Here is a 16,918-nt window from a genome sequence, read left to right on the forward strand (position 1 = left end):
ATCATAAGACCTTAATTTTTTAACAAAAAACTTTATAATAACTTAATAAAACATTGCTTATTACCGCATAAATTAACCAAATTAAAAATCTTCGTATATTTTAATTTATTTAAGTATAATTTTTTTAGCAAAACGAATAGGGAATAATATAATTCTACCAATTTTAAAGTCTATTGAAGTTTTATATTTTATTTCGTTCCTTTTATGTCTAATGGCTAAATCTGCTATAAAATCAATTGCTTCTTCAAAATGTTCTTTATAGATATCTTTATGCTTTTTGTAAATATAGCTTAAATTTTTTTCTCTATAATTTGTTTTAGCAATTTTAGACATAGACCTTTTTTTATGTCTATAATTAAATAAAAACTCTTTTATAATATAAACTTCACCTCCCTGTTTAGTTAATGAAATCCAAAATTCCCAATCTTCAAAACCGTATATCATTTTCTCATCATAACCACCAATATTATTCCATACAGATTTTCTTATTAAAGCAAAAGAGGTACTATTATTGTCGAATAGAAAATTATTTAGATTACCACCTTTGGGGATGTGTTTTTTTATAATTTTATAATCTTCTACAAAAATATTACAATAAGAGGAAATAGCTGAAACTTTTTTTTCTTTATCTAAAATAAAAACTGCTTTTTCTAAAAAAGTTTTATCAAAAGTATCATCTGAGTCAATTGTTAAAACATATTCTCCTTTAGCTTTTTTAAAGCCGTTATTTCTTGCATTACTCAAACCTCTATTTTCTTGCTCTAAAATATTTACATTTTTAAAGTTTAATTTTTTAAGAACTTCTTTAGTTTCATAATTAGAGCCATCATCAACAATTATAATTTCAAAATCTTTAAATGTCTGTTTTAAAACTGACTCCAAAGTTTCCTCTATATAATCTTTATCATTATAACAAGGAATAACTACAGATACTTTTGGTTTTTTTTTAATCATAAGTTTATAACTTAAATTTCTTTTTTAAACTTTTTAATATTGAACATAATTTTATGTTTAAATAATATAATTTACCAAGAAAGCGTCTAGAAACAGGTTTTTTATTTGATAAAAACAATTGATTTATACAATTATAAACAGCTATTCTTTCTTCTGAATATTTTAACCTATTTATACTAAAAATAGGCTGTGAAATAATATTTAAAGCTAAATCCGGGTTATTTTCTATTTCTATTAATTTATTAAATAGATCTTCTTCAGATTCAAAATCATGATAATTTATAAATCTATTAGGATTAAAATCTCTATTAACTAACTTATTACCCCAGTAAATTGGGATACAATCTTTAAAAATAGGTTCTATTATTTTTTCTGTTGTATACCCGTTATGAATTTCGTTTTCAAAAGCAATCACAAATTTATAATCATTTATAAAAGATAATTTATCTTTAACCTTACCCTCTACGTTATTTAAAACACCTCCACCTGAATCTACTTGTCTAATTTTAGATAATCTCTTAAAAAACTCTATTCTAAATTTGGCCCTAGGATTAGAGACAACCATTGAGCAAAACTTCGATTTTTTACTCCATATTTCTTTCAATTTCTCTTTAGATTTTACAATTTCTATAGTATCTTTCTTTTTATGATCGTCAATATAAAGGGAATATAAAGGTAACCTGAAATGGTTTTTTCTTTTATTGTAATCAAAAGAAAAAGCAAAATCACAACTTAAAAAGTTAGGTCTTATATTTTCTCCTGTAAAAAAAATTTTCTTACAATTATATTTTAAATGTTCCTTACCAAATAATGAAAAAAAAAGAATTTCAGGATTATTCGTATCTATAACTACTAAATAATATTCTTTTAATAAGTTATAAAAATAATTATCTGTTTTAATTATATCTGGCCAAAAGTCAACAAAATTTATTTTTATAGTTTTCATCTTACTCTAATAATAATTTTCTATAATTATTTTTAAACTCTTTTAAATTAAAATTATTATTTGCATATATTTTTGCATTGCCGGACAATTTTAAATAATCTGAATCCATCTTTATGCTAATCAATTTTTCAATAAATTTTTCTATAATTACTTTTTCGTTATCACAATTATCTATCAAGTACCCATTTTTATTATTAAAAATATGCTCACTAATGCCACCAACGTTAGTACATATTGGCACAACTCCAAATTTCATAGCCTCCATTAAAACAACTGGAAAACCTTCTCTTTTAGATGTTATAAAGATAAAATGAAATTTTCTGTAATAGCTAAATAATTTGTCTTTCTTGAAAATCTCACCAAGATCAATTATATTACTTCTTGTTATATCTTTTGATTTCTCAGTTTTATTGTTACCTATAAAATAAAAATTATAGTTAGTTGCAAAGGATGTTATTTTACTTGCAATGTCTAAAAACAATTCTGGCCTTTTTTCTTTTGCCCACCTTCCGACAAAGCCAATATTTATTACTTTTTTATCTTTTTCAATAAAATCAGTATTTCCTATTTTTATTCCGTTTTGTATTATTAAAATCCTGCTGTAATACTTTTGTAAATTATGTTTTAAATATAATTCTTTAAAATCTAATAGTGTATTTCTATTAATAACCACCCTGTTAGTAAGATACTTAACATAAGGCAAAGTAACTATTTCACCTCCGTAATTTGAATGTGTAAAAGCATGTGTTAAATCTATTTTTTTTATTTTATTTTTTAAATTAGGTAATATTTTATAAAAAAGATTGCTATTACTAGCAAAAACTGATTTTGCTTTTGATTTATTGATTACTACTATTAAATATTTAATAAAAAGTTTTTGGCTAATATTTGTAGTATTTAAAAAATAATAAACTTCAAAAAAATTGCTATATTTAATAAAACTTGATTTATTGTTTTCCGAATTAGATAGTTTTTCAAAAAAAATGTAAGTTTTTTGTTCTTTAAAAGTATTAACAATATTTACATGAACTGTTTCTGCACCACCTGTTTGGTAAAAAGGAAAGAAAAAAATTACATCTGAGTTTAATATTTTTCTATATTCTTTAAGTGCAAATAATACAAAGTTAAAAAATACATAAACTTTTTTGGGTAATAATTGAAACCATTTAATTAATAATTTCATGGTAAATTGCTTCAAGTTGTTTAATTTTAGTTGAAGAATCTCTATTACACATAACATCTTTAATTTGATTATTAGAGAGTTTAATTGCTTCTTCTTTAATTGTTAAAATTTTAATTGTGTAATCTACGAAATATCTTAAATTTTTGAAATGAGGATAAACCTCATTAATTTTTTCAATTTTTTTATAATAAAAATCCCAACATATTAAAGGAATTCCAACTGAACATATATCAAACCCTGCATATCCTGCAGGTCTATTATTGTTATAACCCTGAAACCAAGATAAGTTTAAATCTTCTATTATCGCTGTTTTTGTAATATTTTCTTGATGACCTCTAAAAAAAACTTTATCTAGAATATCTAAATTCTTTAATTTTAAATTTAAACCTTGCTCTTCTGGGTCGCCACTTCCAAAAATATGTAACTCAATATTTTTGTTTTCTGTTAACAATAATTGAAAAGCGTAAAAAAAAGGGTCTAAAGGCTTGTACTTATCTAATCTTGTAAAAATTCCAATTTTCTTAATTACTGTATTTTTAAAATTCCATATTTTATTTTCTTCTATTTTAAATATTAATGGAAAGTGCCAATGTTTTTTTTGTGGAAACTCATTTAATTCATAAATGGCCTCCTTTTCTGTAAAACCAGAAATAAAATTATATTTCTTTTTTTTATCAAAATTTTTATACAAGTTTTGATTTTGAAATTTTGCAGACATTATATTTATTAGGCTTTTTTTTATTAAAAAGTTTGGTAATTTTTTATAAAAAGTATATTCTCCCATCCAATGTATTAAATCAAATTTTGATAAGTAATTGACTAATAATTTATAATTTATAATTTCCTTTGATTTTATTCTTAATTTCTTTCTGAGCTTGTTTATAATTGCGTTTTGAGGATTTAAGAACTCGTCATTGTACAAAATTTTTGTTCCTAAAGCCAAATGAAGTTTGTGGTAGTGTCTATGCCATGTAGAATTTTTCGCATTTTTGCCATTTAAACATAATATTGTAACTTCAAATTTACTTTTATCTAACACTCTATCTATTTCATAAGTAAATCTTTCGGCACCTCCTTTAAAAAATTCTGAAACAACAAATAAAACTTTATATTTTTTCATTTATTATAATACTAACAATTCTATTTAATTGGTTTTCACTTAAACTATAAAAAAGGGGAAGTCTTAACAAGTTGTCTGAATAATAATCGCTAAAATAAAGTTGTTCACCTTTATATTTATCTTTATAAAACTCACTTTTATGCAGGCTTAAATAATGGAAAACTGCATCAATATTATTATTTTTCATTTTCTTTATAATTAAATCTCTTTGCTTTTTACTTTTAAAAACTAAATAGAATAAATGACCGTTTTTAGCAGAGTACTTTGGAATAAAAGGCATTTTCACATTATTTTTATTACAATAAACTTTTAATTTTTGATAATATAATTCCCATAGTAGCTTTCTCTTTTTTTGTATTTTTTCGATATGTTCTAGTTGTGCCCATAAAAAAGCAGCTATTATATCAGATGGCAAGAAGGATGAACCTATATCTACCCAACCATATTTATCCACTTCACCTCTAAAAAAAGCATTCCTATTAGTTCCTTTTTCCCAGATTATTTCAGCTCTACTATAAAATTTAGAATCATTTATAACTAACATTCCTCCTTCTCCAGAAATCACGTTTTTAGTTTCATGAAATGAAAAAGTTGACAAATGACCTATGGAACCCAAAGCTTTTTTCTCACCATCTCTAGAAATATAAAAATTATCTATGGCTTGTGCTGCGTCTTCAATTACAAATAAATTATATTTTTTTGACAAATCCATTATTACATCCATATCACATGCAACACCTGCATAATGAACCGGTACTATGGCTTTTGTTTTATTTGTTATTAATTTTTCAATTTTTGAAACATCTATATTAGGGTTATCTTTTGTTGAATCAATAAAAATAATTTTAGCACCTCTTAATACAAAAGCATTAGAAGTAGATACAAAAGTATAAGAAGGCATTATAACTTCATCTCCTGGAGAAATATTAATAAGAATAGCAGCCATCTCTAAGGCGTCAGTACAAGAAGTAGTTAACAAACATTTACCAAACCCATACTTTTGTTCGAAAAAATTTTGACATAATTTAGTATATTTTCCATTTCCAGAAATCTTACCTGACAAAACAGCATCTTTTATGTAAAAAGATTCATCACCAGTCATATAAGGCTTATTAAAAGGTATATGTTTATAAATACTCATAATAACTATTTTATTAAAAGCGCTAAACCAAAACCATCTTTACCATAACTATTCCCATTATATAACATGTAGAGATTCTCTTTGTGTTCAAAAACAAAAGGATAACAAATCATTTCACTGTCCCATCCTTTATCAGATACATCTATACCTGTTAAATTATGTTTTCTTTGCCATTCTATACCATTTTTACTAAAAGCATAACCTATTCTATACTTTAAACCATTACCACCTCTAAAAGAGTACCACATATGAAAACCATTCTCATCTATTATTACAGAAGGTTTTGAAAATGCTTGAGCAACCCCTATTTCATAAGGTATTGCTATTCCATGTTTTTCCCAAATATTTCCATCTTTTGATGTTGCATATTTAATTACATGAATCATTTCTTTATTTTCTGATGTCCAATTAATGGTTGACCCATACCACATCTTATAAATGTCATCATGAAAAATAACAAAAGGATAAGATAAACTAACTTTATCTTCACTATCAGATGACATAAACGGAGTTTTTTGAGTTAATTTTAAACTATTATTAGAAATTAATTCTAATTTACCAATATCTCCCCTCCAATGATTCCCCTCTCTTATTTGCCAACCCATAAAAAGAATAAACTGTTTATTTTTTTTATCTCTAAATAGATTTCCAATACTAATACCGTGTGAATAGAAACTTTCATCAATACCATATTTTATAATAGTTTTTCCCGATATTTTTATGATTTTCTTTTTAAGAATATCTATATCAACAAAAGATATAGAAGATTTATTTTCTATATTTCTGGCACTAAAAAAGATTCTATATATATCTTCTTTCAAATGAATTGCAAGAGGATTAGAGGCATGGGAAATTAAATCAGGGTTGCTAGAATTCACCTTGAAAATTTGCCCTTCTTTTTTCCAATTCATAAAATTATATTTTTAAGCTTTTACTTTTTTTATCTAGCTTTACTGGTTTAGGAGCTAAATATACACTATCTTTTTCTGTACTTCTCATGATTGAAGCACCTGCACCGATTAAAGAATATTCTCTAATAGTTATTGCGTCCCTAAAAGTTGAGTTTACTCCTAAAAAGCAATTGTCTTCTATAGAAGTAAACCCAGAAATCACAACATGTGATGAAATAAAACAATTATCTTTTATTGAAACATCATGTCCAATATGGTTACCAGACCATAAAACGTTATTAGATCCTATGGTAACAAAAGGTTGAATTGTATTATCTTCTAGAATAAAGTTATTATCTCCAATTTTTTCATTGGTTAAAAAAGTACATTTGCTACTAATATAATTTGGTAAATAATACCCCTTTTCTTTTGTTAAAAGATACATTTTTTTTCGTAAATTGTTCATATCTTTATATCCTATTGCAACAAAAGCATTATAATCAGATGGCGGATAAAATTTGTGAACATTTTCAAAAGCAACAACTGGTAAATTACAAAATTGTTTTTCATTAATATATTTTTCATCTACTGAAAAGGCAACAACATTATATTTTGTATCACTAGAAAAATAAAAATGAGCGATCCTTGCATTACTTGTATTTCCGATTATTACTAAATTAGTTATTTTCATTTAAACAAATTTTAAAAATTTTTTAGCATTTATACCTTCATTAAAAATTAAGTCTAAAATAGATACATCGTGTCTAAAAGGCGGGTATAATTGTTTATAATATTTATAGTTGTTATAATCTAAATATTTTACTTCAACATTATTATTATTAAACAAAAATTCATCTAAATATTTTTTTGCTGCAGGTCCAGTAAAATATTGTTTTGCATTAGAATCTTTACACAAGTTCAGTAATTTTTCTGTAGGGTTACCTATGAGATTGAATTCTGAAGAAAATCGTATTTTTGTTTTAATCTCAAAAAAATCACAAATTGTAGAAATAAAGCTGTAGTTTATTTCTGATAAATATTTATAGTTCATTGTGAGATATAAATCTTCAAAAAAAGACTTGTATTCTTTAAAAAAAGTAGCTTTACTATAATTTTGTTTTATAACATCCCAATGTTTTGTGTTCCATTTATCATCCGAAATTTTTGTTTCATTTATTTTCTGATAATATTTCCCTTTGACTTCAACTGGTATTGTTAACCATTTTAAACCTTGCGCCGTTTTTATTTTATTCCTATTTCTCCAATCTCTTTTTGTGTATTGCATATCATCATAAATAATAAATTCATCTACTAAAGATATAGAATCAAAATAACCTTTCCAAGGAATATAATTTGATTGTGATATTAAAATTTTTTTCATTATGTCTGATCATTATTTATAGTCCATTTTAATTTTGGTCTAATCAATCCATTAATTTTACCGAGATAACTTTGTTCTCTTTTAACATCTTTTACCTCAAAGGTTAATAATTCCCTATTTTTATATAATTCTATCATATTTGAAGTATGAAAATAAATAAATATTTGATATTGATTATTATTTAGAAAATTAGGGGGTAAATGACAAACAATTTCTGATAACGCATTTCTTTTACATTTAAATTTATCACCTGATCCAAAAACAACCTCCCCTTTAGTGGTTAATAAATCATAACCAACATATATTTCATTTTCTTTTGATAAATTTATAATTTTTAACCTTAAATTTATACTTGAATTAACATCAATTATTGCATTTTTCCTTTTATCAGAAGCATTTTCAATTGCTGCATACATTATTTTAAGATTAGAATTTCCTATGGCATATTCAATATCATGAAATTCAATTTTTCTATTTTTGAAAAAATTATCGTTTAAATAATCATTTACAACATTATTAGTGTTTCCCGTAAACTTTATAGAACCATTTTTTAAAGAAATTGCTCTACTACATAAAGACTCTATAGCCGCCATATTATGACTTACAAACAAAACAGTCCTTCCATTTTCGCCAGAAATATCTTGCATTTTACCAATGGCTTTCTTTTGAAACTCGGCGTCACCTACAGCTAAAACTTCATCAACCACCAGAATATCGGGTTCTAAATGCGCAGCTACAGCAAATGCCAAACGTACTTTCATTCCACTTGAATAACGTTTTACTGGCGTATCTATATAACGTTCACAACCAGAAAATGATACAATTTCATCTAATTTAGCAGCTATTTCTTTTTTAGTCATCCCAAGAATAGCGCCATTTAAAAAGATATTTTCTTTACCAGTCATTTCTGGATGAAAACCTGTACCAACTTCTAACAAAGAAGCAATTCTACCTTTAGATTTTATAGCACCAGTTGTGGGTCCTGTAACTTTAGAAAGTATCTTTAATAAAGTAGATTTTCCTGCGCCATTTTTACCAATAATTCCAAGAACCTCTCCTCTTTTTACTTCAAAATTAATATCTTTTAAAGCCCAAACATATTCAGAATCTCCTTTTTTAGATCTATCATTAGATTCACCAATTTTTAAATACGGGTCTTCTTTCCCTCTAACTTTTGCTAAAAATCGATTGAAATCATGACTAATAGTTCCTGTACCCACAGTTCCTAGTCTGTATTGTTTCGATAAATTTTCAACTTTTAAAATAACATCATTCATAGTAAAGTGGTGAATAGTATGTTGTGAATAGTAAATAGTTCTACCTTCATTAATATCTTATTTTTTTACTAAATAGTTTCTGAAACCTAACAATAACTTTTTAGTGGTTGTTAATAAATTTTCTAAATCAATATTCTTATCAGCGTAATTTAATCTAACAATTATTAAATATTGTGTTTCTAACTCTGCTAAAGAACCCAGTGCAATGTGAATGAATTGAATAAATTCTTTATCTCCTTTTCTTGCAGCGCCTTCTGCAATATTTGAAGGTATTGAAACTACAGCTCTTCGCATTTGAGAAATCAAACCAAATCTCTCTGAATCAGGCAATTTTTTAGTAAAAATATAGATTTCTTCTACCAAATCCATACTTTTTATCCAAACATCTAGTTTTTTATGCTCCATAATTTTTAAGTTTATCAACTTATGAAATTAATTTTTTACTAATAACACACAATTCACGAACAAACCTTTTCACTAGATTGTATCTATAAAAGATTTTTCTGTTTTGTTAAAAATTAATAAGCCTAAAAAGAAAATTATGATTGTAAAACAAATGGTGTATAACATACCAAAATTAGAATAACTTCCATCGTTCAACAAAATATATCTTCCAAATTCTACCAAATGTGCTATGGGATTAAAATCTACCACCCAAGCATAATTATAACCTTCTTCTAAATTTGTTAGTTTTTCTCTCATTAAATCTAAAGGATACATTACTGCAGACAAGTACATTAACAATTGCACCCCAAAACCTACCAAAAAAGTTAAGTCTCTATATTTGGTTACCATAGACGAAATAATCATGCCTAAACCTAAACCTACCATTCCCATTGCAACAACCAATAAAGGAAAAAACAATATAAATTTATTGGGTGAAACAGCATATCCATTTAAAAAATAATACAAGTAGAAACAAATAAATATAAAAATCTGAATTCCGAATTTTAACAAGTTAGAAACCACGATAGACATAGGCATTATAACTCTTGGAAAATATACTTTACCAAAAATAGCCTCATTCTTTTTAAATGTATCTGATGTGGCTGTTAAACATTCTTTAAAATAATTCCAAATGGTTACACCCGCTAAATTGAATAAAAAAGGTGGAATATTTCCAGTGGAAATACCAGCAATATTGTTAAAAACCAAAGTAAATATTATAGATGTAAACAATGGCTGAATTAAATACCAAAGTGGCCCTAAAATAGTTTGTTTGTATAACGTAACAACATCTCTTTTTACGAATAACAATAACAAATCTCTATATTGCCAAACTTCTTTAAGATTTAGGTCAAATAAATTGTTTTTGGGGGTAATTTCAAAAAGCCATTTATCTTTTTGCATGTACGTTTTGTTGATTTCTACAAATATAATTTATTTTACTAGATATCATAATAAGTTTCGTTTAATCGTATTATTTTTAGGGTAAAGTAATCTAATCTTTAATTTACTGGTTTTTGAAAACTATAATCATTGAAAGTATTCCTTTTGAAGACAAATTTGCGAATACTTTTTATGACTTAAATGTAGCTTGGTTAGCCAACTATTTTTATGTAGCACCTTTTGATGAAAATGTTTTAAGTAACCCTAAAGACCACATTATAAAAACCGGTGGTTTTATATTTTCTGCTGTAATTAATCTTGAAGTTGTTGGCACTTTTGCCTTTGTAAATCAGAAAAGCTTTGTTGAGTTCAGTAAAATGGCTGTTTCACCAAGATAAGCAATAAAGTTTATAGTGTGTTGTACTTAATGCTTTTTCAATATTTCAATCAATTTTGTATTCACATAAACACTTTCTCTTCCAATCTTTTGAGAGGTTAGTATTCCAATTTCTTCCATTTTTTTTAAATAGCGTGAAGCGGCCTTTCTTTCTACGTTTAATTTTTCTACAACAAATTCTATTTTAGAATAAGGTTGTTCAAAAAGTAATTCAATTAGTTCTTTTCTGTAAATTTTAGGTTCCTTTTCTTGTGCATGTATTATAGTTTTATCCAATAATACTTTAATTGAATTTATTTTCTCAATGGTTCTGTTTGATGTTACTTCAACAGCTTTTAGCATATAAATGATATATTCAGACCATTCATCTTTATTGTTAACTGTATTTAGTAAACGGTAATAATCTGCTTTATTTTCGTTGATATATGAACTTAAATACAAAATAGGAATATCTAAAAGATCGTTTATAATTAGGTATAAAATATTTAGTATTCTTCCTGCTCTTCCATTTCCGTCATAAAAAGGATGAATACTTTCAAACTGATAGTGTAGTATGGCTAAATTAATTAGCGGATTTAAATCGTTTTGTTTAACATTAAAATGTTCTAAGAAATTGCCTAATAAATCTAAGATTTCCTCTTTTTCTTGTGGTGGCGTATAGACAATTTCTCCAGTTTTATCGTTTTTTAGAACAGTTCCAGCCATTGAACGAATTCCAGCATTATTTTCGATAATGGTTTTTTGAATAGTTTCAATGTTTTTTAGCTTCAAAAATCCTTGTTTCTGAATTAGTTCAAAACCAGAAAAAATAGCACTTCTATAATTTATAACTTCTTTAACTTGAGTTGGTTGTTTTATGTTTGTAGCTAACGCTTTATATAATTCATCTTGTGTTGTAATAATATTCTCTATTTCTGAACTATCTTTAGCTTCTTGTAAAACAACAGCGTTTATTAACATTTCTTGATTAGGAATAGTTTTAGCAATTCCTTTTAATTCTCCTAATGAATTTGAAGATTTACTTAATTGGCGAAGAATTTCAATAGTCTCTACTTTTTCTCTTTTTGGTGGAAGCTTTGCAAGTTTATTAATTTGGGACATTTTCTCTCTATTAAATTATATATGTACCAAAAATACAAAAAACAGTTCAATTAGATTCGATATGCGACTTTTTGTCCCGCATTAAGTACAACGTTGTTGTAAATAGTACTTTATCGCTTAACCCAATTTTCAATATATATTCCAGAAATTCGATTAAATTCCTTTACATTTTCCGTAACCATTATCAATTCGTTTGCAATTGCTGTTGAGCCAATTAAAAGGTCAAAGTCACTTATCATAATTCCTTTTCTTCTTAATCGGACTTTTTCCTTTGCGTAAATTTGGATTGAATTAAAAATCGGTAAGATTTTAATTTGTTCGGAAAACGTGTCAATAATCTAATAGTTTTTTTTAGGATTTGGGCTATTTTCTGTTCCGAATATTAGCTCTGCAAGAGTAATTTCCGAAATCGCACAATCGTCTAAATTTATTTCTTTAAATTTTTCTATTAGATTATATTTTCCACGAAATAAATGAATGCAGATATTTGTATCTAATAGGTATTTCATCCTAAACTCGGATTATTTCGTTTCTCGATTCTTGAAGATTTGATTTCACTGATTATCTCATCTGACGTTCTATTGTCTTCCCAAGTCCCGAAAATAGATTTAATTTCAAATGCTTTTTTCGATTTAGTTTCAATAGATTTTGTTAATTTGATAATCAAGTTTTTTTTGCATTATTGTCTAAGTTTTTAAGATATCCGAAATACTTATCTAATATTTTATTTGATATAACTAAACTTCCCATTTTTTTATTTTAATGCAATATACTTAATTTTTAAATGCCTAATTTCATTTTTGTATTATTTACAACATCTTATATGCTCACAGAATATTAGCGGCTGCATTTTATAGATACTCCAAAAAAGGGTGTACAGAAATTCCTTTAGAAAAAAATGTGCACTACAAACGTTCAGCCATTAAAATGGTTTTAAAATTCTAAAAACAGTTGCTAAAAGAAGTTTAGACTACAAAAAACTGTGTACAGCCAAATCATAACCTTTTAAGCCAAAACCAAACAAAACACCACTAGCATTAGGTGAAATATAACTGTGTTGTCTAAACGCTTCTCTTGCATGTATGTTAGAAATATGCACTTCTACAACTGGCGTGTCTATACTTTTAATTGCATCTCCCAAACCAACAGAGGTATGTGTATAGGCTGCCGCATTTAAAATAATACCATCGTAAGAAAAACCAACTTCGTGCAGTTTATTTATCAGTTCTCCTTCTATATTAGACTGAAAATAAGATAATTCTACTTCTTTAAAAGAAATTTGCAATTGTTTAAAATAATCTTCAAAAGTTGCAGAACCATAAATTTCTGGTTCTCTTTTGCCTAAGAGATTTAAATTTGGACCGTTAATTATAATAATTTTCAAAGTAATCTATTTTTATTGTGTAAATATATTTTATTTTTAACAAATGAAATGGCAAAATGCAATTAAAGATTACCAAATCTATCTAAAATTAGAAAGAGGACTGGCTAAAAACACCATAGATAGTTATTCTAAAGATTTAGAAAAATTGCTTTTATTTTTAGATGAACATCAACTTACGCCCACTCCAATTTCAATTGATAAAGAAACCGTAAAACAATTTATTTATCATACAGCAAAACAAGTAAACCCAAGAAGTCAGGCAAGAATAATATCTGGTTTGCGCAGTTTTTTTGATTATTTGGTTTTTGAAGATTATAGAGAAACCAACCCAACAGATTTGTTGGAAACTCCTAAAATTGGCAGAAAATTACCAGACACCTTATCGCAAACAGAAATAGATGCTTTAATTGCTGCCATAGATTTAACCCATTCACAAGGAGAACGAAACAGAACTATTTTAGAAACAATGTATAGCTGTGGTTTGCGTGTAAGTGAAATTACAACACTAAAAATTTCTGATTTGTTCTTTGAAGAAGGTTTTATTCGTGTTTTGGGTAAGGGAAATAAAGAGCGTTTTGTACCGATTCATCCCACAGCTCAAAAATACATTTCTTTATATATTCATGAAATAAGAACTCATATAAATCCTCAGAAAAATTATGAAGATACTTTGTTTTTAAATCGAAGAGGAAAAGGTTTGACTAGACAAATGATTTTTCTAATCTTAAAAGATTTGGCAATAAAAATCAACCTGAAAAAGAAAATAAGTCCACATACATTAAGACATTCTTTTGCAACACATTTACTACAAAATGGTGCCGATTTAAGGGCTATTCAACAAATGTTAGGTCATGAAAGTATTACTACAACAGAAGTTTATGTACATGTAGACAATTCTTATTTAAAAGAAGTTGTAGAAACTTTTCATCCTAGAAAAAGCCTATCTTAAGTGAACCATTATGTAAATTGAGTAAAGCTGAAAATAGTGGTTTTATAGCTTTAAATAAGTAGCAAATATTAGCTGAATAAAAGTTTGAAATTAGTTGTTGTATATAGCTTGATACGTTAATTAAACTTAAAATGAATAAATATATATTGAATTAAAAATGTGTGAGAATTTACTAAAATAAGGCATTAACAGCGATAAAATTTATAGCGCTTGGGCGTTACGTTTATTCAGGTTTTATTTTAACAATTTCATTTCCCTCCATTATAACAATTTCTGAATTTTTCTCTTTCTTAAATTCAACCATTTTTTCGTATACTTTTTCAAGTCCTTTTAATACTTTTTCTTTAAAAACGATTTGTTTATCTTTTGTTTTCATAAAATTTTTTTAATTTATTGAACTTTAGTTGGTCAATTACAGTTAAATTTTCTTCACTTAATTTTTCAGCTATTAATTCGTGTTTACCAAAAGAGTTGTCAAATATTAACGCTCCGTCAATAATTGACAAATAAATTTCGAACAAGTTATAAATTCCTTTTAAATATCGTCTTTCAATTATATTTGGAGGAATATTATGCCCGCCTTCAATTACTCGTATTCTTACACGTTCTTTTGCTAATTCAATATTGTTTAACCAAAAAAACAAAAGCGTTACTGTATAGCCTTGTTTTTTTGCTTGTAATATTTTATTCTTGTAACTTCTTGTTGATAGTGTTGTTTCAAAAGCAAAACTTTCATTATCTTTCAAAAGTTCATTAATTCGATTAATCATTATTCTACCAGATTCAAAAGACACTTTTTCTGGTTGAAAAGGAGAAAGTCCTCTCGCAATTTCATCTGCATTTACAAATTCTTTACATTCTATAATTTCTGGAAGAATCGTAAAAGAAGCTGTTGTTTTTCCAGCTCCATTGCAACCTGCTATTATATAAAGATTTTTTTCATCCACCTTTACAAATTTAATTGTTTTTCAATTAATACGTATAAATTACAAATTTATTTTGCATTATGCCCAATGTTTAATTAAATTACTTAATTTTAAATTGATTATGTCTGTTGCTTTTTGTAAAATAAACGTTTACTAATAAAAATAGCATTAACAAAAAACACGATTTTTAGCACAAAATAACGTTGTCTAAAAGATAGTACTTCTAAGTTATTTTTTTTTCTAACAAAAAAAAATCCTAACTTTAAAGAAGTTAGGATTTCAATATTTTATTCATAAGAGTGTTTCTTCCCTTTGATAAGATTAAGATAGGATTCTATTTCGCTACATTAACAGCTCTAGTTTCTCTAATAACTGTAACTTTTACTTGTCCAGGATAGGTCATATCATTTTGTATTTTTTGAGAAATACTAAAAGATAATTCAGAAGCTTTTGTATCATTTACCTTGGTACTTTCTACCATAACACGCAACTCTCTACCTGCTTGTATTGCATAAGCTTTCTGTACACCAGAAAAACCAAAGGCAATATCTTCTAAATCTTTTAAACGTTGTATATAAGAATCTAAAACTTGACGTCTTGCACCTGGTCTTGCACCAGAAATGGCGTCACAAACTTGTACTATTGGAGAAATTAGAGATTTCATTTCAATTTCATCATGGTGCGCACCAATGGCATTACAAACATCTGGTTTTTCACCATATTTTTCTGCCCATTGCATTCCTAACAATGCATGTGGTAATTCACTTTCTTCATTAGGTACTTTACCAATATCATGCAGTAAACCTGCTCTTTTGGCAACCTTAGCATTTAAACCCATTTCAGAAGCCATAATACCACATAAATTGGCAACCTCTCTAGAGTGTTGTAAAAGGTTTTGACCGTAAGAAGATCTGTATTTCATTCTACCCACAGCTTTTATTAATTCTGGGTGTAAACCATGAATTCCTAAATCAATAACCGTTCTTTTACCAACTTCTATAATTTCTTGGGTAATTTGTTTTTCTGTTTTCCCAACTACTTCTTCTATTCTAGCAGGGTGAATTCTACCATCTGTAACCAACTTGTGTAGCGATAAACGAGCAATTTCTCTACGAATTGGATCAAAACAAGATAAAATAATAGCATCTGGCGTATCATCTACAATAATCTCTACACCTGTAGCCGATTCAATTGCTCTAATGTTACGTCCTTCTCTACCAATTATTCTTCCTTTAACATCATCTGACTCTAAATTAAATACAGACACACAATTTTCTACAGCTTGCTCTACACCTACTCTTTGTATGGTTCCTAAAACTACTTTTCTTGCTTCTTGTTCTGCGGTTAGTTTTGCTTCTTCTACAGAGGTTTGAATAAAAGCCATTGCTTCTGTTTTGGCTTCGTCTTTTAAAGAAGATACCAGCTCCTTTTTAGCTTCTTCTGCAGATAAACCAGATATTTGTTCTAGCATATCTACATGCCTTTTGTGCATTTTTTCCAGCTCGCTTTCTTTCTTTTCTAAAAAGTCTAGTTTAAAATCGTAATCTTTATTTTTAGCTTCTAAAGATTGGTTTAACCTTTTGTTTTTATCAACTTCAGAGGCAACTTTAGACTCTCTATCTCGAATTCTTTTTTCTACATCAGAAATCTTTTTTTCTCGAGATAAAATTACTTTTTCATGCTCAGATTTTAATTCTATAAATTTTTCTTTTGCCTGTAAAATTTTCTCTTTTTTAATAGAATCCGCATCAATTTTAGCTTCTTTAATAATTGCAGAAGCCTCTTTTTTTGTGCTATTTAATAATTTTGTGCCCTTAGATTTTTCTATTGTTTTCGCAATAAAAAACCCAATTAATATTCCAATAATTCCCACAATAACGGGAAGTAACATTCCATCCATAATTTAAATTTAATATATAAAAAAAGCCTACGATAGTTTG

At 26.7% G+C, this 16,918-nt stretch carries 19 protein-coding genes; 2 read left to right on the top strand and 17 right to left on the bottom strand.

Features of this window, described 5'->3' with window-relative positions; all coding sequences use genetic code 11:
• Positions 1-105 precede the first annotated feature (105 nt).
• From Q0762_RS05080 to Q0762_RS05130, 11 genes are all read right to left on the bottom strand, one after another.
• Complete coding sequence (locus Q0762_RS05080) at positions 106-954, bottom strand: glycosyltransferase family 2 protein (RefSeq protein ID WP_298764376.1); 849 nt, start codon at positions 952-954, stop codon at positions 106-108.
• A gap of 4 nt (positions 955-958) precedes the next feature.
• A complete protein-coding gene (locus tag Q0762_RS05085; RefSeq protein WP_298764377.1) occupies positions 959-1,900 on the bottom strand; it encodes a glycosyltransferase family 10 in 942 nt (313 codons plus the stop codon).
• Between the two features lies 1 nt (position 1,901).
• Entirely contained in the window at positions 1,902-3,083 is a 1,182-nt protein-coding gene (locus tag Q0762_RS05090; RefSeq protein WP_298764378.1) for a glycosyltransferase, read from the bottom strand.
• The gene (locus tag Q0762_RS05095; RefSeq protein WP_298764379.1) at positions 3,067-4,203 is read right to left on the bottom strand and encodes a hypothetical protein; all 1,137 of its coding nucleotides are present in this window, start codon (positions 4,201-4,203) and stop codon (positions 3,067-3,069) included. The genes Q0762_RS05090 and Q0762_RS05095 overlap by 17 nt, the downstream gene beginning before the upstream one ends.
• Complete coding sequence (gene rffA, locus Q0762_RS05100; protein WP_298764381.1) at positions 4,190-5,344, bottom strand: dTDP-4-amino-4,6-dideoxygalactose transaminase; 1,155 nt, start codon at positions 5,342-5,344, stop codon at positions 4,190-4,192. Before rffA ends, Q0762_RS05095 begins: the two co-directional genes overlap by 14 nt.
• A gap of 5 nt (positions 5,345-5,349) precedes the next feature.
• The gene (locus Q0762_RS05105; protein ID WP_298764382.1) at positions 5,350-6,255 is read right to left on the bottom strand and encodes a hypothetical protein; all 906 of its coding nucleotides are present in this window, start codon (positions 6,253-6,255) and stop codon (positions 5,350-5,352) included.
• A 4-nt stretch (positions 6,256-6,259) separates the two neighbouring features.
• A complete protein-coding gene (locus Q0762_RS05110) occupies positions 6,260-6,925 on the bottom strand; it encodes an acetyltransferase (RefSeq protein WP_298764383.1) in 666 nt (221 codons plus the stop codon).
• Positions 6,926-7,615: a WbqC family protein gene (locus tag Q0762_RS05115; RefSeq protein ID WP_298764385.1), complete on the bottom strand. Its 690-nt coding sequence runs from the start codon at positions 7,613-7,615 to the stop codon at positions 6,926-6,928.
• Positions 7,615-8,892 (bottom strand): ABC transporter ATP-binding protein, encoded by a 1,278-nt coding sequence (locus Q0762_RS05120; RefSeq protein ID WP_298764387.1) that lies wholly within the window; start codon positions 8,890-8,892, stop codon positions 7,615-7,617. The genes Q0762_RS05115 and Q0762_RS05120 overlap by 1 nt, the downstream gene beginning before the upstream one ends.
• Before the next feature lie 57 nt (positions 8,893-8,949).
• The gene (locus tag Q0762_RS05125; RefSeq protein WP_298764390.1) at positions 8,950-9,297 is read right to left on the bottom strand and encodes a four helix bundle protein; all 348 of its coding nucleotides are present in this window, start codon (positions 9,295-9,297) and stop codon (positions 8,950-8,952) included.
• Positions 9,298-9,369: 72 nt separating this feature from the next.
• A complete protein-coding gene (locus tag Q0762_RS05130; RefSeq protein WP_298764392.1) occupies positions 9,370-10,242 on the bottom strand; it encodes an ABC transporter permease in 873 nt (290 codons plus the stop codon).
• 113 nt (positions 10,243-10,355) lie between these two features.
• Here Q0762_RS05130 and Q0762_RS05135 point away from each other — a divergent pair, with 113 nt between their 5' ends.
• Positions 10,356-10,619 (top strand): hypothetical protein, encoded by a 264-nt coding sequence (locus Q0762_RS05135; protein ID WP_298764395.1) that lies wholly within the window; start codon positions 10,356-10,358, stop codon positions 10,617-10,619.
• 26 nt (positions 10,620-10,645) lie between these two features.
• Here the strand turns inward: Q0762_RS05135 and Q0762_RS05140 are convergent, their stop codons facing one another.
• The 3 genes from Q0762_RS05140 to aroQ all read right to left on the bottom strand — a co-directional run bounded on the left by Q0762_RS05140 (position 10,646) and on the right by aroQ (position 13,103).
• Positions 10,646-11,719: a Fic/DOC family N-terminal domain-containing protein gene (locus Q0762_RS05140; protein WP_298764396.1), complete on the bottom strand. Its 1,074-nt coding sequence runs from the start codon at positions 11,717-11,719 to the stop codon at positions 10,646-10,648.
• 338 nt (positions 11,720-12,057) lie between these two features.
• Complete coding sequence (locus tag Q0762_RS05145; RefSeq protein WP_298764398.1) at positions 12,058-12,228, bottom strand: PIN domain-containing protein; 171 nt, start codon at positions 12,226-12,228, stop codon at positions 12,058-12,060.
• 461 nt (positions 12,229-12,689) lie between these two features.
• The gene (aroQ, locus tag Q0762_RS05150; protein WP_298764401.1) at positions 12,690-13,103 is read right to left on the bottom strand and encodes a type II 3-dehydroquinate dehydratase; all 414 of its coding nucleotides are present in this window, start codon (positions 13,101-13,103) and stop codon (positions 12,690-12,692) included.
• Between the two features lie 43 nt (positions 13,104-13,146).
• On the opposite strand from aroQ, the gene xerD reads away from it, so the two are divergent.
• Positions 13,147-14,052 (top strand): site-specific tyrosine recombinase XerD, encoded by a 906-nt coding sequence (xerD, locus tag Q0762_RS05155; RefSeq protein ID WP_298764403.1) that lies wholly within the window; start codon positions 13,147-13,149, stop codon positions 14,050-14,052.
• A gap of 223 nt (positions 14,053-14,275) precedes the next feature.
• On the opposite strand, the gene Q0762_RS05160 is transcribed toward xerD, so the two are convergent.
• The 3 genes from Q0762_RS05160 to rny all read right to left on the bottom strand — a co-directional run bounded on the left by Q0762_RS05160 (position 14,276) and on the right by rny (position 16,878).
• On the bottom strand, positions 14,276-14,428 hold the full coding sequence (locus Q0762_RS05160; protein ID WP_298764406.1) for a hypothetical protein: 153 nt from the start codon (positions 14,426-14,428) through the stop codon (positions 14,276-14,278).
• Positions 14,412-14,999, bottom strand: a complete 588-nt coding sequence (locus Q0762_RS05165; protein ID WP_298764409.1) for a zeta toxin family protein — start codon at positions 14,997-14,999, stop codon at positions 14,412-14,414. Before Q0762_RS05165 ends, Q0762_RS05160 begins: the two co-directional genes overlap by 17 nt.
• A gap of 313 nt (positions 15,000-15,312) precedes the next feature.
• On the bottom strand, positions 15,313-16,878 hold the full coding sequence (gene rny / locus Q0762_RS05170; protein WP_298764414.1) for a ribonuclease Y: 1,566 nt from the start codon (positions 16,876-16,878) through the stop codon (positions 15,313-15,315).
• Positions 16,879-16,918 lie beyond the last annotated feature (40 nt).

Source organism: uncultured Polaribacter sp. (assembly GCF_947495205.1).
Lineage (GTDB): Bacteria > Bacteroidota > Bacteroidia > Flavobacteriales > Flavobacteriaceae > Polaribacter.